Raw genomic sequence first — 19,634 nt, forward strand, 5'->3', positions numbered from 1 at the left:
GCGCCGTGGCCTCCGCCACCGCCGGAGCCGCCACCACCGTGACCCCCGTCGCCGTGGCCTCCGCCACCGCCGGAGCCGCCACCGCCGTGACCTCCGTCGCCGTGGCCTCCATCGCCGTGACCTCCGTCACCGTGGCCTCCATCGCCGTGACCTCCGTCGCCGTGGCCTCCATCGCCGTGACCTCCGTCACCGTGGCCTCCATCGCCGTGACCTCCGTCACCGTGGCCTCCGTCGCCATGGCCTCCGTCACCGCCGGAGCCGCCACCGCCACCATGGCCGCCTCCGGAAGTACCGCCTCCGGAAGTACCGCCTCCGGAAGTACCGCCTCCGGAAGTACCGCCCCCGGAAGTACCGCCCCCGGAAGTACCGCCCCCGGAAGTACCACCGCCCGAAGTACCACCGCCTGAGCCCCCGCTGCCGGCGGCATTGCCGCCGCGGCCGGTGCCCCCCGAGCCAACCGAGCCGTTCGTCCCGCCCGTTGTCCCGCCGACGCCTGCGGGGCCGACGGCGCCATTGCCGTTGTTTCCGCCGCTACCCGTGCTGGCGCTCCCGCTTCCGGTCGTTCCGCCGCTACCGAGGCCGCCATTTCCGCCATTGCCGCCGCCGGCATACACACGCACCGCACAAGCGGCCGGGTTGGCCGCACATGACGCAGCGTTTTCGGCCAAGATCATCACGGTGTCCGCGCTGGACGTGGCGTCAGGCGCCGCATTCTGCTCGATCTGGGCGGATGGGGTGGTGGAAGTGCCGTCACCCGGCAGCACGGTCACAGGAACGACGGTTGTCGTGTCCTGCGCGACGGCATACGAGCAGCAGCACGCAATCGCGGCTGCGGCCAGCAGGGTCATGCGATAGCACCGTCCCGTCGTGCGGGACAGTTGTTTCGTTCTGCTCATCATTGGCCTCCCGATGCGCGCGATGCCTCGACACGCGCGTTCATCAACGTGTGGAGCAGGGGACCAGCAACGATGCAGTGTCGTTTCGGCGGCCGACGTGTGTCCGGCCGGCGCCGGAGGCCAGCCGCGAGCACGAGTCGGCACGCGGGCCCGCCGTGCGAATCCCTAACTGCGAGATTCGTGCCACCGGCCGGCTATGCCCGCGGCGCAAGGCGCGCACGGAGTGCGCGACAGCGTGCGATACGTCGTCGTGAGCTTTTTGTTTCCGAACTGAAACGTCTGACTACGTCTGGCGCGCCGTCGTGTCGGCAGCGCGCGGCCAGCGATGGCAGAGGATCGACGCGATCCAGGCGACGAGAAAGAGTGCGACGATGCCGTAACCGATCGCGCCGAAGCGTTCCCCGAGTGCATCGAGCGCATCGCGTACGGGGCCCGTCAACGACAGCTTGTCGGCGAGGAGGCCGGCGGCCTCGATCCCGCCGATGGCCAGCGCGACGGCCGCCGACAGCAGCGTGATGCTCGCGTTGTAGAGCAGCTTGCGCCGCGGGTCGTCCATCGCCCATCCGTACGCATGCATCATCAGGACATTGTCGGTCGAGTCGATCAGCGTCATGCCGGCCGCGAACAGCGCGGGAAACAGCATGACCGTATAGAGCGGCAGCGCGTGGCTCGCCTGTGCGGCCGCGATCGCGAGCAGCGCGATTTCGGTTGCAGTATCGAAACCCAGGCCGAACAGCACCCCGGCCGGATACATGTGCCAGCTCTTCGACACGAAGCGGAACAGCGGGCGCAGCAGCCGACCGACGAGGCCGGCCGGAGGATGTGCATGCGCGGCGTCGTGCGCGTGATCGGGCGCGCCGCGATAGCGCCGCCACACGTCGCGCAGGATCACCAGGTTGATGCACGCGAGCACGAGCAGGAAGGTGGCCGACACGGCCGTGCCGATCGTGCCGCCGATCTCGCGGAATGCGTCGAAGCGGTCGCGCAGCGCGAACGCGCTCAGCGCGATGCCGAGCGTCGCGGCGATCACGATCGTCGAGTGGCCGAGCGAGAAGAACAGGCCGACCGTCACCGGACGCCGGCCGTCCTGCATCAGCTTGCGCGTCGCGACGTCGATCGCGGCGATGTGATCGGCGTCGACCGCATGACGCAGGCCGAGCCCGTACGCGATCGCCGCGGTGCCGAGCAGCAGCGGATGGTCGCGCAGCACCGCGAGTGCCCACAGCCAGACGGCGACGTTCGCGGCGATGAGGCCGGCATACAGCATCAGCAGGCGGCGCAGGGCAGGGCGGCGTGGCATCGGCAGGGTTCCGTCGGACGAATCGCGATGCATTGTGGCATGCGAAAAAAATGCCTGGCGTGCCGATCAAAAACGTCGCCGGCCGGTCGCATCGCTGCGTTCGACGGACGAAAAAAAGCCCGTCCGGAACCGGACGGGCTCGTACTTGCCGCGCAGCAGTGCGCAGGTGCGCCGCGCTTACTTCACTTTCGCGTTGATCACGGCTTCCGACACGTTCGCCGGCGTTTCCGCGTAGTGCTTGAACTCCATCGTGTACGTCGCACGGCCTTGCGTCGCCGAGCGCAGTGACGTCGAATAGCCGAACATTTCCGCGAGCGGCACCTCGGCGCGCACCAGCTTGCCGCCACCGCCCGCGATGTCTTCCATCCCCTGCACGATGCCGCGCCGGCTCGACAGATCGCCCATCACGTTGCCCATGAAGTCCTCGGGCGTCTCGACCTCGACGGCCATCATCGGCTCGAGCAGCACCGGTTTGGCCTTGCGCATTGCTTCCTTGAACGCCATCGAGCCGGCCATCCGGAACGCGTTTTCGTTCGAGTCGACGTCGTGGTACGAGCCGAACGTCAGGTGCACCTTCACGTCGACCACCGGGTAGCCCGCGAGTACGCCGCTCTTCAGCGTCTCGGTGATGCCCTTGTCGACGGCCGGGATGAATTCGCGCGGAATCACGCCGCCCTTGATCTCGTCGAGGAACTCGTAGCCCTTGCCGGGGTTCGGCTCCAGCGTGATCACCGCGTGCCCGTACTGGCCGCGCCCGCCCGACTGCTTGACGAACTTGCCCTCGACATCGGATGCCGTCGTGCGCACCGTTTCGCGATACGCGACCTGCGGCTTGCCGACCGTCGCCTCGACGCCGAACTCGCGCTTCATCCGGTCGACCAGGATTTCGAGGTGCAGCTCGCCCATCCCCGAAATGATCGTCTGGCCGGATTCCTCGTCGGTCTGCACGCGGAACGACGGATCTTCCTGCGCGAGACGGTTCAGCGCGAGGCCCATCTTCTCCTGGTCGGCCTTCGTCTTCGGCTCGACGGCCTGCGAGATCACCGGCTCCGGGAATTCCATCTTCTCGAGGATGATCGGCTTGGCCGGATCGCACAGCGTGTCGCCCGTCGTCGCTTCCTTCAGGCCCACTGCCGCCGCGATGTCGCCCGCGCGTACTTCCTTGATTTCCTTGCGCTCGTTCGCGTGCATCTGCAGGATCCGGCCGAGCCGCTCCTTCTTGTCCTTCGTCGCGTTCAGCACCGTGTCGCCCGATTCCACGACGCCCGAATACACGCGGAAGAAGATCAGCTGGCCGACGAACGGATCGGTCATGATCTTGAACGCGAGCGACGAGAACGGCTCGTCGTCGCTCGGGTGACGTTCGGCCGGCTTCTCCGGATCGTGGAAGTCGTGACCGAGGATGGCCGGCACGTCGACCGGCGACGGCAGGTAGTCGATCACCGCGTCGAGCATCGCCTGCACGCCCTTGTTCTTGAACGCGCTGCCGCACAGCATCGGCACGATCTCGTTGGCGATCGTGCGCTGGCGCAGCGCGGCCTTGATCTCGTCCTCGGTCAGCGATTCATGGTCGTGCAGGTACTTCTCGAGCAGTTCCTCGCTGGCTTCCGCGGCGGCCTCGACCATCTTCTCGCGCCATTCGTGCGCGAGCTCGACGAGATTCGCGGGGATGTCTTCGTACGTGAACTTCACGCCCTGGCTTTCGTCGTCCCAGACGATCGCCTTCATCTTCACGAGATCGACGACGCCCTGGAAATGATCTTCCGCGCCGATCGGAATCTGGATCGGCACGGCGACGCCCTTCAGGCGCTCGCCGATCTGGCGCTGCACGCGGAAGAAGTCCGCGCCGATGCGGTCCATCTTGTTGACGAACGCGATGCGCGGCACCTTGTACTTGTTCGCCTGGCGCCATACGGTTTCGGACTGCGGCTGCACGCCGCCGACCGAGTCGTAGACCATGCACGCGCCGTCGAGCACGCGCATCGAGCGCTCGACCTCGATCGTGAAGTCGACGTGCCCGGGCGTGTCGATGATGTTGATCCGGTGTTCGGGGTAGTTGCCGGCCATGCCTTTCCAGAAGGCCGTGGTCGCAGCCGACGTGATCGTGATGCCGCGTTCCTGCTCCTGCTCCATCCAGTCCATCGTGGCCGCGCCGTCGTGCACTTCACCGATCTTGTGGCTCACGCCGGTGTAAAACAGGATGCGCTCGGTCGTCGTGGTCTTGCCGGCATCGATGTGAGCGCTGATCCCGATATTGCGATAGCGCTCGATGGGGGTTTTGCGGGGCACGTGAACCTCCTGGTGGTTCGGATCGTAAGCGGGACGGCGGCGCCGGCCCGGGCTGAAACAAGCGAGATTTAAAGCATAGCGCTTGTCCGTGGCTTTTGCAGATGCGGGCAAGGTGCGCCGTATCAAGGCGGCCGCGGCCGCCGGCCGGCGAAAAAAAGCCGGCGCCCAACAAGCAGGGCGGCCGGCTGCGGTCGATGCGCGGCGGTGCCGCGGCGATGGCGATTACTGGGCCTTGGGCAGCCCGTCGAGCTTCATGCCCGGCTTGATGCCTTTCGCCGCGAACCAGCCCTTGCTCATTTCGAGCGCATAGACACCGTTGTTGCGCGGGCAGTGGTTGTCGGTCGTCTCGGCCTTCATCTCGTCGATGTCGGTGATCGTGCCGTCCGCGCGGACGAACGCGATCGACAGCGGGATCAGCGTGTTCTTCATCCAGAAGCAGTGCACGGCGTTCTCGTTGAACACGAACAGCATGCCTTCGTTCGGCGCGAGCTGCGACCGGTACATCAGCCCCTGTTCGCGATCGGCGTCGTTCGCGGCGACGGCCGCGTCGATCACGTACATGCCGGCGCGCAGCTTCACGCGCGGGAACTCGCCCGGCTGCTTGGCGCCGGGCGGCATCTGGGCGTGGGCGGTCTGCATGCCGAGTGCGAGGACGGCGAGCGCGGCGGGAAACACGGCGGCGCGCGCAAGGCGGCCGAGCGACGGGCGCAGGGAGAATCGCACAGCAGGGCTCCTATCGGGAAAACGAGACCCGCATGGTACGCGAAGCGCGCCGGCGGGCACAAAAAAGAAAAAGGCAGATCGCCTCGCGGTGATCTGCCTTTCAACGCCGTAAGAACGGCAAGACTGCGTGTTCTTGACTGCGTTATTACAAACAGCTTGCTTAGTTCGAAGCAGCTGCCGGTGCTTCGGCTTCGCTAGCTGCCTTCTTAGCTGCGTGGTGCTTCTTCTTTGCGTGGTGCTTCTTGGCAGCGTGCTTTGCCGGTGCCGAAGCAGCTGCCGGAGCAGCAGCCGAAGCAGCTTCCGGAGCCGAAGCTTGTGCGAATGCTGCCGTTGCGAAGAGGCCAGCGACCAGAGCGGCGATCAGTTTGTTCATGTTGTGTTCCTCAGCTTTAGTTAATTAACCAAATGACCCGGCAATAGGAGTCATGTCGTCTAACGGTGCCATCCACCTTTCGGTTGACAGACGCTTCGAGAAATTTCTCTTTGCGCTGCGGGCGCCGAATCGTATTCGAAGAAAACGTCGCTTTCGCGACGCAAACACGGAAATACCGGTTCGGCTGCCAATGCCGGATAGCTAAGGTTGGCATCTGCGTGGTTTAACGCACGATCTTCGCCGGCGGTTGACGAAAAAGATGACGAAAAATTCGCGCGTCCCGAATTCATCATTCGGTGCGTGCGAAACCGTCCCAGGGGGCCCGCGGCGGCAACGCGATTGTTTCGCCCGGTGCAATGCCGAGCGCGAATATGTCGAGCGCGCCAATGCCGACACGCACGAGACGCAAGGTCGGGAAGCCGATCGCGGCCGTCATCCGGCGCACCTGCCGGTTCTTGCCTTCGGTGATCGCGAGTTCGATCCACGTGGTCGGGATCGCGGCGCGATAGCGGATCGGCGGGTTGCGCGGCCACAGCGCCTCGGGCGGTTCGATGAATTCGGCGCGGCACGGGCGCGTCACGTAGTCGCCGAGATCGACGCCGCGCGCGAGTGCCTTCAGGTCGGCCGGTCCCGGCGCGCCGTCGACCTGCGCCCAGTAGCGCTTGACGAGCTTGTGGCGCGGCTCGGCGATGCGCGCCTGCAGCGCGCCGTCGTCGGTGAGCAGCAGCAGGCCCTCGCTGTCCGCGTCGAGCCGGCCGGCCGGGTAGACGCCGGGCGTGGTTACCCAGTCGCCGAGCGACGGCCGCGTCTCGTGCGCGGAAAACTGGCAAATCGTGCCGAACGGCTTGTTGAGGGCGATCAGGGTCATGGCGGGGCGCCCGCCCGGCGTGCCGCGGGGCGGCGGGACGGGCGGTCTATGGCAAATGGCGGAATCTTAATGCATAATACGGAACGGCAAGTCCTCTGTCTTATATAAGACATAAGGGAAGACTTGATACGCAGCGTCGCGCTTCGTGCCGCCGGCCCCGGTTGGGGCGCTAGAATAGCGGCTCGCTGTTGCCGTCACGAAGGTGGCAAGGCCACCTCGCCGCGCGCGCAGTTTCGACCAGCATCACCTGCTCAGCCACGTCACTGGAGTCGATCATGCCGTATCAGCACATCAAGGTTCCGGAGGGCGGTGACAAGATCACCGTCAACAAGGACTTCTCGCTCAACGTTTCCGATCAGCCGATCATTCCCTACATCGAAGGCGACGGTACGGGCTTCGATATCACGCCGGTCATGATCAAGGTCGTCGACGCGGCGGTCGCGCATGCCTACAAGGGCAAGCGCAAGATCCACTGGATGGAGATCTTCGCGGGCGAGAAGGCGACCAAGGTGTACGGTCCGGACGTGTGGCTGCCGGACGAGACGCTGCAGGTGCTGAAGGAATACGTGGTGTCGATCAAGGGGCCGCTCACGACCCCGGTCGGCGGCGGCATCCGTTCGCTGAACGTCGCGCTGCGCCAGGAACTCGACCTCTACGTCTGCCTGCGTCCGGTCCAGTATTTCAAGGGTGTGCCGTCGCCGGTGCGCGAGCCGCAAAAGATCGACATGGTGATCTTCCGCGAGAACTCGGAAGACATCTACGCGGGCATCGAATGGGCCGCGGGCTCCGAGCAGGCGAAGAAGGTCATCAAGTTCCTGCAGGAAGAGATGGGCGTGAAGAAGATCCGCTTCCCGGAAACCTCGGGGATCGGCGTCAAGCCCGTGTCGACCGAAGGCACCGAGCGTCTCGTGCGCAAGGCGATCCAGTACGCGATCGACAACGATCGCAAGTCGGTCACGCTGGTGCACAAGGGCAACATCATGAAGTTCACGGAAGGCCTGTTCCGTGACGCCGGCTATGCGCTCGCGCAGAAGGAGTTCGGCGGCGAGCTGATCGACGGCGGCCCGTGGATGCGCGTGAAGAACCCGAAGACGGGCAACGAGATCGTCATCAAGGATTCGATCGCCGACGCGTTCCTGCAGCAGATCCTGCTGCGTCCGGCCGAATACGACGTGATCGCGACGCTGAACCTGAACGGCGACTACATCTCCGACGCACTGGCCGCGCAGGTCGGCGGCATCGGGATCGCGCCGGGCGCGAACCTGTCGGATTCGGTCGCGATGTTCGAGGCGACCCACGGCACGGCGCCGAAGTACGCGGGCAAGGATTACGTGAACCCCGGTTCCGAGATCCTGTCGGCGGAAATGATGCTGCGCCACCTCGGCTGGACGGAAGCGGCCGACACGATCATCGCCGCGATGGAGAAGTCGATCCTGCAGAAGCGCGTCACGTATGACTTCGCGCGTCTGATGGAAGGCGCGACGCAGGTGTCGTGCTCCGGCTTCGGCGAAGTGCTGATCGAGAACATGTAAGTCCCTTCCGGGGCAGGCCGGCGGACCGCCGGCCGCCCCGGCGCCTACTGCCGGCGCCGGGGCGTTTCATGAACGGCAGGTTTGTTGGCAGGGCGGTCCGGCATGCGGGCCGCGGCGCCGCGATGCGGCCCGGGTGCCCTGCAAGGTAGAACATGACGGCCCTCGCAACACCACCGCCCGGCTAGCCGGCACGCCCCTTTCGCGATCGACCCGGTCGCTCCCCGCCGGTTACCGCCGGCGCTCCTCAGTCCCAAATTTTCACGTAGCAACGCATCGACCATGTCCACTTCGCCCAAGATCATCTACACCCTCACCGACGAAGCGCCCGCGCTCGCGACCTATTCGCTGCTGCCGATCGTCAAGGCCTTCACGCGCTCGTCGGGCGTCGCCGTCGAAACGCGCGACATCTCGCTCGCCGGCCGCATCATCGCGGCATTCGCCGACGTCCTGCCGCCGGAGCAGAAGGGTTCCGACGATCTGGCCGAACTGGGCCAGCTCACGCTGAAGCCGGAAGCGAACATCATCAAGCTGCCGAACATCAGCGCGTCGGTGCCGCAGCTCAAGGCCGCGATCGCCGAACTGCAGGCGCAGGGCTACAAGCTGCCGGCCTACCCGGAAGAGCCGTCGAGCGACGAAGAGAAGGCCGTCAAGGCCCGCTACGACAAGATCAAGGGCAGCGCAGTGAACCCGGTGCTGCGCGAAGGCAACTCCGACCGTCGCGCGCCGCTGTCGGTCAAGAACTACGCACGCAAGCACCCGCACAAGATGGGCGCATGGAAGGCCACGTCGAAGGCGCACGTCGCGCACATGACCGAAGGCGACTTCTACGGCAGCGAGAAGTCGGCGCTGATCGCCGATGCCGGCAGCGTGAAGATCGAACTCACGACGGCCGACGGCGTGAAGAAGGTGCTGAAGGAAAAGACGGCCGTGAAGGCCGGTGAAGTCATCGACGCCTCGGTGATGAGCCGCAAGGCGCTGCGCAGCTTCATCGAAGCGCAGATCGCCGACGCGAAGGCGCAGGACGTGCTGTTCTCGGTGCACCTGAAGGCGACCATGATGAAGGTCTCGGACCCGATCCTGTTCGGTCACTTCGTGTCGGTGTTCTACCGCGACGCGCTCGCGAAGCACGCGGACGTGCTGGCGCAGGCCGGCTTCAACCCGAACAACGGGATCGGCGACCTGTACGCGCGCCTGAAGGACCTGCCGGCCGACACGCGCGAAGCGATCGAAGCCGACGTCAAGGCCGAGTACGCGGTGCGTCCGCGCCTCGCGATGGTCAACTCGGACAAGGGCATCACGAACCTGCACGTGCCGAGCGACGTGATCGTCGACGCATCGATGCCGGCGATGATCCGCGAGTCGGGCTGCATGTGGGGCCCGGACGGTGAACTGTACGACGCGAAGGCCGTGATTCCGGACCGCTGCTACGCGGGCGTCTACCAGGCCGTGATCGAGGACTGCAAGCAGCATGGCGCATTCGACCCCGTCACGATGGGCAGCGTGCCGAACGTCGGCCTGATGGCGCAGGCCGCCGAGGAATACGGTTCGCACGACAAGACGTTCCTGATCCCGGCCGACGGCGTCGTGCGCGTCACCGACGAAGCCGGCAACGTGCTGCTCGAGCATGCGGTCGAGTCGGGCGACGTCTGGCGCATGTGCCAGACCAAGGACGCACCGGTGCAGGACTGGGTCAAACTCGCGGTCAACCGCGCCCGCGCGACCGGCGCGCCGGCCGTGTTCTGGCTCGATCCGGCACGTGCGCACGACGCGCAGATCATCGCGAAGGTCGAACGCTACCTGAAGGATCACGATACGAACGGCCTCGACATCCGCATCATGACGCCGGTGGACGCGACGCGTTTCTCGCTCGAGCGCATCCGCGCGGGCAAGGACACGATCTCGGTCACGGGCAACGTGCTGCGCGACTACCTGACCGACCTGTTCCCGATCATGGAACTCGGCACCAGCGCGAAGATGCTGTCGATCGTGCCGCTGATGGCCGGCGGCGGGATGTTCGAGACGGGCGCGGGCGGCTCGGCACCGAAGCACGTGCAGCAGTTCGTCGAGGAAGGCTTCCTGCGCTGGGATTCGCTCGGCGAATTCCTCGCGCTGGCCGCGTCGCTCGAACACCTCGGCAACGCTTACCAGAACCCGAAGGCGCTCGTGCTCGCGAAGACGCTCGACCAGGCGACCGGCAAGTTCCTGGACGAGAACAAGTCGCCGGCGCGCAAGGTCGGCGGCCTCGACAACCGCGGCAGCCACTTCTACCTGTGCCTGTACTGGGCGCAGGCGCTGGCCGAGCAGACCGAGGACGCCGCGCTGAAGGCGCAGTTCGAAGGCGTCGCGAAGTCGCTGTCCGACAGCGAAGCGCGCATCCTGGAAGAACTGTCGGCCGCGCAGGGCAAGGCACAGGCGATCGGCGGCTACTACCGTCCGAGCGTCGAGCTGACGAGCCAGGCGATGCGCCCGAGCGCAACGCTGAACGGCATCGTCGACGCAGTCGCCTGACGCCGGCCGCGCCACCGCGCGCGCCCTGGCAACGGCAACAGCAGATGCGGCGGGCCTGGCGGCTCGCCGCCCCGCCGATAATGAAAACGCCCCGGTGACCCGGGGCGTTTTTCGTTGCAGGCGTGCCATTCAGACGTGAACGATTTCCCATTCGGCGATTTCGTGCGGCACTTCGAGCGTGGCCGTATCCAGTTCGGACGGCTGTTCGCAGTCGCCGCGGGAGATGTGGTCGGCTGCCACTTCCGGGCACGAGAACGCGCCGAGCGAGGCGTTGCCGAACGTCGCTTCCCAGCCGCCGTTTGCCGGCAGGATGTAGAACGACCCGAGCGCTGAACCAAAGCGAAATCCCTTCATTTCCGTTCTCCCTTTCTGATCACAAGCGATTCTGGTGTGCCGCCCGCCGGCGCGTCCGGCTGTGGCCCGACTGGCTGCTTGCGCCGGGTTCCGTATCGAACGTCGTGGCGAAGCGTCAGTGCATGGAACAAAGTCTACGTCCGCGAGCGCGCTCGATGGTGCGCGTAGAACGCTTTCTCGAAACAAAAATTCTCCTTTTAAAACAATGTGATATTTGGTGTGTTTTGTATTGCGGAATGATTTTTGGCATCGCGAAACAGCGAATTTGTGCCGTGCACCACGAATTTTTATAAAGCAGAGACTTGTTCCACATCGTGAAAAATCGAGGGGTTCAGGCAAAGAGGGCGCGCGACGCGTCGATGACGCGATGCGCAGCGGCAGCAAATGCCTTCGATCGGGCGTGACCAAAGCGGGGATGCAAGGCGTCGATCGCCCCGGCCGGCGTGAGGGCAGCGGGGCCCGCGGCGTCGTTCGATGAGCGAAAACGCGGCCCGCGCGGCGCGCGAATCGTCGGGCCGGCAGCGTCGTGCGGCGTATCGACGCTCGCGCGGTGTCGCGGCGTTTCGACCGAGCGCTGCGGTTATGATGACGCGGGCATCGGATTGCGCGTCGCACGGGCGCTTCCCCGTGCCGGCACGCGCGCAGGTCGCGACGGCCGCGCGATGCAGCACGAATAACGAGGAACGATTGATGATACGGAGAACCTTCCTGTCGCACGCCATCGGTGTCGCGGCCGCTTCGCTGTTTGCGCGCGCCGCATGGGCGCAGCATGCCGGTCACGCGGGCATGGCCGGCATGGATCAGATGGACGACATGCCGGGCATGTCGGGAATGGCGGACCACGCGCAGCACCCGAAGCCGGCGCCGGCCGCGCTCGCCGCGGCCGATGCGCTGCCGGCCGGCACGCCGCTCGCGTCGCTACGCATCCTGGCAAACGAAAGCCGCGAACCCGGCACGTTCCGCGCGACGCTGGTCGCGCAGCCGGTCGCGCGTCCGATGCTGCACGGTGCGCGTCCGACGACGTTCTGGCAGTTCGGCGCGGACACGCAAGGGCCCGTCGTCGGCCCGCTGATCGACGTGCGCGAGGGCGACACGGTCGAGATCCGCTTCGTGAACAAGCTGCCGCAACCGTCGACGATCCACTGGCACGGCCTGCCGGTGCCGCCCGACCAGGACGGCAATCCGTCCGATCCGGTGGCGCCGGGCGCGTCGCATGTGTACCGCTTCACGCTGCCGAAGGGCAGCGCCGGCACCTACTGGTATCACCCCCATCCGCACATGATGACGGCCGAACAGGTATTCCGCGGGCTTGCGGGGCCCTTCATCGTGCGCGCCGCCGACGACCCGCTCGCCGGCTGGCCCGAGCGCAACCTGTTCGTATCCGACCTGAAGCTCGCGCGCGACGGCACGATCCCGCCGAACGACATGATGGACTGGATGAACGGCCGCGAAGGCCAGTTCGTGCTGGTCAACGGGGCGCGCCGGCCGCAGATCGACGTCGCGGGCGACGAGCGCTGGCGCGTGTGGAACGCATGCAGCGCGCGCTACCTGCGCGTCGCGTTCGACGACGGCCGCGCGTTCGAGCAGGTCGGCACCGACGGCGGGTTGTTCGACGCGCCGCGCCGCGTGACGTCGCTGCTGCTCGCGCCGGGCGAGCGTGCGGAACTGCTGGTGCGCGCCGGCGACCGCGCGTCACGCGCGGTGCTGCAGGCGGCCGAATACGACCGCCGCAAGATGGCAATGTCGCACGACGGCGGCCACGGCAGCCTGCCGCCAGATCCGGCGCTGGCGCTCGCCGATGTCGCGTTCGCGCCTGCAGCGGCGCGCGCGCTGCCCGCGACGCTGCGCAGGGTGCCCGCGCTCGGCGAGCCGGTCGCGCAGAAGACGATCGAGTTCGGCGAAAAGATGGACATGGACGCGATGATGAAAGGGCCGGCACACGGCCGCCCGGCGGGCATGCGCTTCATGATCAACGGTGCGACCTACGCGCCGCATCGCGCGACGCTGACCAGCCGCCGCGGCGACGTCGAGCGCTGGACCCTGCGCAACGCCACCGACATGGATCACCCGTTCCACTTGCATGGCACGCAATTCCAGGTGATCGAGCGCGCGTCGGACGGCACGCGCACGAGCGAACCGTTCCGCGCATGGCGCGATACCGTCAACGTGCGCAGCGGCGACACCGTGACGCTACTCGTCACGCAAGACATGCCCGGCGAGCGCATGTTTCATTGCCACATTCTCGAACACGAGGATCTCGGCATGATGGGCACGCTGAAGGTCGTGTAACGGATATCGAATATGTTTCACGCGCATGACGGCATTCGATCTGCGCGTGCAACAAGACAATACGTGTTCGATTATCGGGATTGAACGAAAAGGCCGGCCAATCGAATTAACGAGTGGCCGGCCTGAAAAAAAGAAACCCGGCGCAATGCCGGGTTTCTTCGTCTGATATCCGGTGCCTTACGCGGCCTGGATGTTCGACGCTTGCTTGCCCTTCGGCCCTTGAACGACCTCGAAGCTCACCTTCTGGCCTTCCTTCAGGGTCTTGAAGCCCTGCATGTTGATGGCCGAGAAGTGCGCAAACAGATCTTCACCGCCCTCGTCGGGAGTGATGAAACCGAAGCCCTTCGCGTCGTTGAACCACTTAACGATACCAGTTGCCATTTCCTACTTCCCCTGTCACACAGTCGCTGCTACTTACCACGAGCACGCTCGAAAAGCTAAACGACCGGAAAATACAGCCGTTCCCCCCTCACAAGCTCACCTTCGGCCTCTTTCATTTCGCCAACTGGCGAGTTGAAAAAAGTGCCAGCTTGATTGTTGGCGCTCTTTATTTGAGTGTCAAGGGGAATTTTTAGACGTTTAGAGGGACGTTGTAAAGAACCCATTTTCAGGGTTTTTCCGGCTTTGCTTTGCAGCATCCCGTCGAGCGCGCGGACTTGAAAAGACGCATAATCGGCTCATATACCAGGCTCGAGTGACACGCGATCGAGTCGTCCCGGCTTGTGGGATACTGGACGCGGATGCGACGTCCGGTGCAGTTTCCCCCTGACGGTTCGTGTTCCGCGCCACGCGTGAAAGCCGGCACCGCAGCCGGCTTTCGTATGGTGCGAAGACGATCGCGGGTCGTCGGGAACCAGGGAGGGCACCGGCCGGTCGGTCGGGTAACGGCAGGATTGCGGGCCTGTCCGAGTTGTTTAGAATGGGTGTATGGCGATTATCCCGGACAAGCAGGACAGCACCGTCCTGGAACGCAAGCAGCAGAAGCTCAAGCCGCCTTCGATGTACAAGGTGGTGCTGCTGAACGACGACTTCACGCCGATGGAGTTCGTCGTGATGGTCGTACAGGAGTATTTCAAGAAGGATCGCGAGACGGCCACGCAGATCATGCTGAAGGTCCATCGCGAAGGGCGAGGGGTTTGTGGGGTCTATACGCGGGACATCGCGTCGACCAAGGTTGAGCAAGTCGTTACCCATGCGCGGCAGGCCGGGCATCCGCTGCAGTGCGTGATGGAGGAAGCATGATTGCCCAGGAATTGGAAGTCAGCCTGCACATGGCGTTCATGGAAGCACGCCAGGCGCGCCATGAGTTCATTACGGTCGAGCATCTGCTGCTGGCCCTGCTGGATAATCCGACGGCAGCCGAGGTGTTGCGCGCGTGTGCGGCCAACATCGAGGACTTGCGTCAGAACCTGCGCAATTTCATCCACGACAACACACCTACCGTCCCGGGCACCGACGATGTCGATACCCAGCCGACGCTCGGTTTCCAGCGCGTGATCCAGCGCGCGATCATGCACGTCCAGTCGACGTCGAACGGCAAGAAGGAAGTGACCGGCGCGAACGTGCTGGTCGCGATCTTCGGCGAGAAGGACTCGCACGCGGTCTACTACCTGCAGCAGCAGGGCGTCACGCGCCTGGACGTCGTGAACTTCATTTCGCACGGCATCGCGAAGACGAACGGCGGCGAAGCCGCGAAGTCGTCCGACGCGAACGCGGAAAGCGAAGACGCGAATGCGCAGAAGGAAACCCCGCTCGCGCAGTTCACGCAGAACCTGAACCAGATGGCGAAGGACGGCCGCATCGATCCGCTGATCGGCCGCGAGCCCGAGGTCGAGCGCGTCGTGCAGGTGCTGTGCCGCCGTCGCAAGAACAATCCGCTGCTCGTCGGCGAGGCCGGCGTCGGCAAGACCGCGATCGCGGAAGGGCTCGCCTATCGCATCACGCGCGGCGAAGTGCCGGATATCCTCGCGAACGCGCAGGTGTATTCGCTCGACATGGGCGCGCTGCTTGCGGGCACCAAGTATCGCGGCGACTTCGAGCAGCGTCTGAAGACGGTGCTGAAGGAGCTGAAGGAACGGCCGCACGCGATCCTGTTCATCGACGAAATCCACACGCTGATCGGCGCGGGCGCCGCATCGGGCGGCACGCTCGACGCGTCGAACCTGCTGAAGCCGGCGCTGTCGTCGGGCACGCTCAAGTGCATCGGCGCGACCACGTTCACCGAGTATCGCGGCATCTTCGAGAAGGACGCGGCGCTGTCGCGGCGCTTCCAGAAGGTCGACGTGACGGAGCCGACCGTCGAGCAGACGGTCGCGATCCTGCGCGGGCTGAAGTCGCGCTTCGAGGAGCATCACGGCGTCAAGTATTCGTCGGGCGCGCTGTCGGCCGCGGCCGAACTGTCGGCGCGCTTCATCACCGACCGTCACCTGCCGGACAAGGCGATCGACGTGATCGACGAAGCGGGTGCCGCGCAGCGCATCCTGCCGAAGTCGAAGCAGAAGAAGACGATCGGCAAGAGCGAGATCGAGGAAATCATCTCGAAGATCGCGCGCGTGCCGGCGCAGAGCGTGTCGCAGGACGATCGCAGCAAGCTGCAGACGCTCGATCGCGACCTGAAGAGCGTCGTGTTCGGCCAGGATCCGGCGATCGACGCGCTCGCCGCGTCGATCAAGATGGCGCGCGCGGGCCTCGGCAAGATGGACAAGCCGATCGGCGCGTTCCTGTTCTCCGGCCCGACCGGCGTCGGCAAGACCGAAGTGGCGCGCCAGCTCGCGTTCACGCTCGGCATCGAGCTGATCCGCTTCGACATGTCGGAATACATGGAGCGTCACGCGGTGAGCCGGCTGATCGGCGCGCCGCCGGGCTACGTCGGGTTCGACCAGGGCGGCTTGCTGACCGAAGCCGTCACGAAGAAGCCGCACTGCGTGCTGCTGCTCGACGAGATCGAGAAGGCGCATCCGGACATCTTCAACGTGCTGCTGCAGGTGATGGACCACGGCACGCTGACGGACAACAACGGCCGCAAGGCGGATTTCCGCAACGTCATCATCATCATGACGACGAACGCGGGCGCCGAGTCGATGCAGAAGGCGACGATCGGCTTCACGACGCGCCGCGAAACGGGCGACGAGATGACCGACATCAAGCGCCTGTTCACGCCGGAGTTCCGCAACCGTCTGGACGCGATCATCAGCTTCCGCTCGCTCGATGAGGAAATCATCATGCGCGTGGTCGACAAGTTCCTGATCCAGCTCGAGGAGCAACTGCACGAGAAGAAGGTCGACGCGCTCTTCACCGACGCGTTGCGCAAGCATCTCGCGAAGCACGGCTTCGACCCGCTGATGGGGGCGCGGCCGATGCAGCGGCTGATCCAGGACACGATCCGTCGCGCGCTGGCCGACGAGCTGCTGTTCGGCAAGCTCGTCAATGGCGGCCATGTGACGGTCGACGTGGACGAAAACGACAAGGTGCAGTTGTCGTTCGACAAGCTGGCGAATCCGCCGCACAAGCCGAACGAAGAGGCGGTCGAAGTCGAGTAAGCGATAATTCGTGGTTCATGCGAACGGCGCGGGAAGTTCTCCGCGCCGTTTCGTTTTATCTGGCGCCGGTGGCGCGATGGCGGTGCAGGGGAGTGGTAACGCAGTGACACAACAACAACGATCGTTCGACAACATCGTCGCGCGCGAACAAGGCTTGCGCCATGCGCTGACGTCCGGGCAGATGGCGATGATCGCGATCGGCGGCGCGATCGGCACGGGGCTGTTCCTCGGCAGCGGCTTCGCGATCGGGCTCGCGGGCCCCAGCGTGCTGGTTTCGTACGCGATCGGCGCGCTGATCGCGCTGCTGCTGATGGGCGCGCTCGCGGAAATGACGGTCGCGCATCCGACGGCCGGTTCGTTCGGCGCGTATGCCGAGCACTACGTCGGCCCGCTCGCGGGCTTTCTCGTGCGCTATGCATACTGGTTCGCGGTAGTGTTCGCGATCGGCACCGAGATCAGCGCGATCGCCGTCTTCATGAAGTACTGGTTTCCGGCCGTGCCCGGCTGGTATTGGGTGATCGGCTTCTCCGCGCTGCTGATCGCGGTGAACCTGGCGAGCGTCACGCTGTACGGCTCGGTCGAATACGCATTCTCGCTGCTGAAGATCGCGGCGATCGTCGTGTTCATCGTGCTCGGCGCGTATCTCGTGTGGTCGGCGCCGGCGGCTTCCGGCATCGGCTTCGCGAACTACACCGCGCATGGCGGCTTCATGCCGAAAGGGCCGTGGGGCACCTGGGTCGCGGTGATCGTCGCGATCTTCAGCTACATGAGCATCGAGGCGGTCGCGATCGCGGCCGGCGAGGCGCGCGATCCGCAGCACGCGGTCACGCGCGCGTTCCGCTCGACGGTGTTCCGGCTCGTGCTGTTCTACCTGCTGACGCTGTCGCTGATGCTCGCGATCGTGCCCTGGACCCAGGCCGGCACCGACGAAAGCCCGTTCGTGAAGGTGATGGCCGCGACGCACGTGCCGTATGCGGCCGGCGTGATCAACTTCGTGCTGCTGATCGCGGCGCTGTCGGCGATGAACAGCCAGCTCTACGTGACGACGCGGATGATGTTCAGCCTGTCGCGCGCGCGGCTCGCGCCGGCGGTGTTCGGCCGGCTCGGCAGCAACGGCGTGCCGCGCGCGGCGCTGTGGATCTCGACCAGCGGCGTCGCGGTCGCGGCCGTGCTGGTCGCGCTGTCGCCCGACACCGCGTTTACCGTGATGATGGCGATCGCGATGTTCGGCGCGCTGTTCACGTGGATGATGATCTTCGTCACGCATCTGCGCTTTCGCGCGCGGTACCGCGGCCCGGCGCTCGCGTTCCGGATGTGGGGACACCCGTTCGGCAGCCTGCTCGGTGCCGGGCTCGTCGGCGCGATCCTGCTGACGACCGCGTTCACGCGCGAATTCCGGATGACGATGGTGGTCGGCGTCGTGTTCGTCGTGCTGCTGACGCTCGCGTACGCGCTGCACTATCGGCACCAGCACGCGCGCTGACGCGTGCGTTCCCGCCGCGGGGCTGCGGCCCGCGCGGCATCGCAACGCCCGCCGCGCTAAGGTTCCGTTAAGCCGGCGGCGATTACATTCGAACCTGTCCGCGATCCGGGCCGGCGCACGCCAGCCCGGCGCCATCTGTAAAAGGGGTTCGAATGAACAAACTTCCCGAAATCACGCTCGCGTTCTGGATCATGAAGATCTGCGCGACGACGCTCGGCGAAACCGGCGGCGACCTGCTCTCGATGACGCTGAACGTCGGCTATGCGGTGAGCTCGATCCTGCTGTTCGGTTTCTTTCTCGTCACGCTCGGCGCGCAGCTCAGGACGACGCAATATCGCCCGGCGATCTACTGGGCCGTGATCGTCGCGACGAGCACGGCGGGCACGACGATGTCAGACTTCATGGACCGCACGCTCGGCCTCGGCTATGCGGCCGGCTCGTCGATTCTCGTCGCGATCCTGCTGGCGATCTTCACGGTGTGGCGCCTGAGCGGCGAATCGCTGTCGGTCGACCTGATCCGCACGCGCAAGGTCGAGCTGCTGTACTGGATCGCGATCCTGTTCTCGAACACGCTCGGCACCGCGCTCGGCGATTTCCTCGCGGACAGCTCGGGCCTCGGCTTCGGCGGCGGCGCGCTGCTGATCGGCGGGCTGCTCGCGGCGATCGTGCTCGCGCACTACTTCACGCGCATTTCCGGCGTGCTGCTGTTCTGGGCCGCGTTCGTGCTCACGCGTCCGTTCGGGGCGACGGTCGGCGACCTGCTGACGAAACCGGTCGCCAAGGGTGGACTGGCGCTCGGCACGGTCGGCTCGTCGGCGGTGCTGCTCGGCGTGCTGGTCGCGCTGGTGATCTACGCGAGCATCGCGCAGGCGCGGCGCCGCGAACTCGTACCCGCGCGGATCGCGCAGACGGCCGAGCGGTGAGCGCAGTCGCACCGAATCGGAAAAAGGAAAGGGGCCGCGAGGCCCCTTTTTGCGTTGCGCCGTTCAGTGACGGCCGGTGCTGCCGAAGCCGCCTTCGCCGCGATCGCTTTGCGCGAAGTCGTCGACGATGTTGAACTGCGCCTGCACGACCGGCACGATCACGAGTTGCGCGAGCCGCTCGAACGGGTTCAGCACGAACTCGGTCTGGCCGCGGTTCCACGTCGACACCATCAGCTGGCCCTGGTAGTCGGAATCGATCAGGCCGACGAGGTTGCCGAGCACGATCCCGTGCTTGTGGCCGAGGCCCGAGCGCGGCAGGATCAGCGCTGCGTAGCCGGGGTCTTCGAGATGGATCGCGAGGCCCGTCGGAACCAGCGTCGTTTCGCCCGGCTGCAGCGTGACGGGCGCGTCGAGACACGCGCGCAGGTCGAGGCCCGCGCTGCCGGTGGTCGCGTAGGCGGGCAGGTAGTCGCGCATGCGCGCGTCGAGAATCTTCAGGTCGAGTTTCATGCGGTCGTCGAATCGGTCGGGAAGGGCGCGGCGGCGCGGGCCGCCGC

The 19,634-nt window shown here is 65.6% G+C and carries 16 protein-coding genes; 7 read left to right on the forward strand and 9 right to left on the reverse strand.

Annotated elements, in window-relative coordinates; translation table 11 throughout:
• From DIE02_RS36370 to DIE02_RS33290, 6 genes are all read right to left on the reverse strand, one after another.
• A partial coding sequence (locus tag DIE02_RS36370) for a hypothetical protein (protein WP_185702680.1) occupies nt 1–274 on the reverse strand: 274 nt, incomplete at its 3' end.
• Between the two features lie 905 nt (nt 275–1,179).
• Nucleotides 1,180–2,196, reverse strand: a complete 1,017-nt coding sequence (locus DIE02_RS33270; RefSeq protein ID WP_260426328.1) for a HoxN/HupN/NixA family nickel/cobalt transporter — start codon at nt 2,194–2,196, stop codon at nt 1,180–1,182.
• Between the two features lie 177 nt (nt 2,197–2,373).
• On the reverse strand, nt 2,374–4,485 hold the full coding sequence (fusA, locus tag DIE02_RS33275) for an elongation factor G (protein WP_044845578.1): 2,112 nt from the start codon (nt 4,483–4,485) through the stop codon (nt 2,374–2,376).
• A 222-nt stretch (nt 4,486–4,707) separates the two neighbouring features.
• Complete coding sequence (locus tag DIE02_RS33280) at nt 4,708–5,208, reverse strand: DUF192 domain-containing protein (protein WP_044845579.1); 501 nt, start codon at nt 5,206–5,208, stop codon at nt 4,708–4,710.
• A gap of 160 nt (nt 5,209–5,368) precedes the next feature.
• Nucleotides 5,369–5,581 (reverse strand): hypothetical protein, encoded by a 213-nt coding sequence (locus tag DIE02_RS33285; protein WP_072465376.1) that lies wholly within the window; start codon nt 5,579–5,581, stop codon nt 5,369–5,371.
• A 289-nt stretch (nt 5,582–5,870) separates the two neighbouring features.
• On the reverse strand, nt 5,871–6,449 hold the full coding sequence (locus tag DIE02_RS33290; RefSeq protein WP_124486986.1) for a pseudouridine synthase: 579 nt from the start codon (nt 6,447–6,449) through the stop codon (nt 5,871–5,873).
• A 275-nt stretch (nt 6,450–6,724) separates the two neighbouring features.
• On the opposite strand from DIE02_RS33290, the gene icd reads away from it, so the two are divergent.
• Both icd and DIE02_RS33300 read left to right on the forward strand, forming a co-directional pair.
• On the forward strand, nt 6,725–7,981 hold the full coding sequence (gene icd / locus DIE02_RS33295) for an NADP-dependent isocitrate dehydrogenase (protein WP_044845581.1): 1,257 nt from the start codon (nt 6,725–6,727) through the stop codon (nt 7,979–7,981).
• Between the two features lie 279 nt (nt 7,982–8,260).
• Nucleotides 8,261–10,489 carry an NADP-dependent isocitrate dehydrogenase gene (locus tag DIE02_RS33300; protein ID WP_044845582.1) on the forward strand — a complete coding sequence of 743 codons (2,229 nt, stop codon included), beginning with the start codon at nt 8,261–8,263 and terminating at the stop codon, nt 10,487–10,489.
• A gap of 129 nt (nt 10,490–10,618) precedes the next feature.
• Here the strand turns inward: DIE02_RS33300 and DIE02_RS33305 are convergent, their stop codons facing one another.
• Nucleotides 10,619–10,843, reverse strand: coding sequence for a hypothetical protein (locus tag DIE02_RS33305; RefSeq protein ID WP_044845583.1), 225 nt, complete (start codon nt 10,841–10,843; stop codon nt 10,619–10,621).
• A gap of 690 nt (nt 10,844–11,533) precedes the next feature.
• Here DIE02_RS33305 and DIE02_RS33310 point away from each other — a divergent pair.
• Nucleotides 11,534–13,132: a multicopper oxidase family protein gene (locus DIE02_RS33310; protein WP_124486987.1), complete on the forward strand. Its 1,599-nt coding sequence runs from the start codon at nt 11,534–11,536 to the stop codon at nt 13,130–13,132.
• Between the two features lie 177 nt (nt 13,133–13,309).
• Here DIE02_RS33310 and DIE02_RS33315 read toward each other — a convergent pair whose 3' ends face one another.
• Complete coding sequence (locus DIE02_RS33315; RefSeq protein WP_004196460.1) at nt 13,310–13,513, reverse strand: cold-shock protein; 204 nt, start codon at nt 13,511–13,513, stop codon at nt 13,310–13,312.
• A 546-nt stretch (nt 13,514–14,059) separates the two neighbouring features.
• Between DIE02_RS33315 and clpS the strand changes: the two genes are divergently transcribed.
• From clpS to DIE02_RS33340, 4 genes are all read left to right on the forward strand, one after another.
• Nucleotides 14,060–14,374: an ATP-dependent Clp protease adapter ClpS gene (clpS, locus tag DIE02_RS33325; protein WP_006398529.1), complete on the forward strand. Its 315-nt coding sequence runs from the start codon at nt 14,060–14,062 to the stop codon at nt 14,372–14,374.
• Nucleotides 14,371–16,671 carry an ATP-dependent Clp protease ATP-binding subunit ClpA gene (gene clpA, locus DIE02_RS33330; RefSeq protein ID WP_044845584.1) on the forward strand — a complete coding sequence of 767 codons (2,301 nt, stop codon included), beginning with the start codon at nt 14,371–14,373 and terminating at the stop codon, nt 16,669–16,671. The genes clpS and clpA overlap by 4 nt, the downstream gene beginning before the upstream one ends.
• Nucleotides 16,672–16,774: 103 nt before the next feature.
• Nucleotides 16,775–18,154 (forward strand): amino acid permease, encoded by a 1,380-nt coding sequence (locus DIE02_RS33335; RefSeq protein WP_124486988.1) that lies wholly within the window; start codon nt 16,775–16,777, stop codon nt 18,152–18,154.
• Nucleotides 18,155–18,306: 152 nt separating this feature from the next.
• Nucleotides 18,307–19,077 carry a membrane protein gene (locus DIE02_RS33340; RefSeq protein ID WP_044845586.1) on the forward strand — a complete coding sequence of 257 codons (771 nt, stop codon included), beginning with the start codon at nt 18,307–18,309 and terminating at the stop codon, nt 19,075–19,077.
• Between the two features lie 63 nt (nt 19,078–19,140).
• Here DIE02_RS33340 and dut read toward each other — a convergent pair whose 3' ends face one another.
• A complete protein-coding gene (gene dut / locus DIE02_RS33345; RefSeq protein ID WP_124486989.1) occupies nt 19,141–19,587 on the reverse strand; it encodes a dUTP diphosphatase in 447 nt (148 codons plus the stop codon).
• Between the last annotated feature and the right edge of the window lie 47 nt (nt 19,588–19,634).

The organism is Burkholderia sp. Bp8991 (genome assembly GCF_003853795.1).
In the GTDB taxonomy this organism is placed as follows: Bacteria; Pseudomonadota; Gammaproteobacteria; order Burkholderiales; family Burkholderiaceae; genus Burkholderia.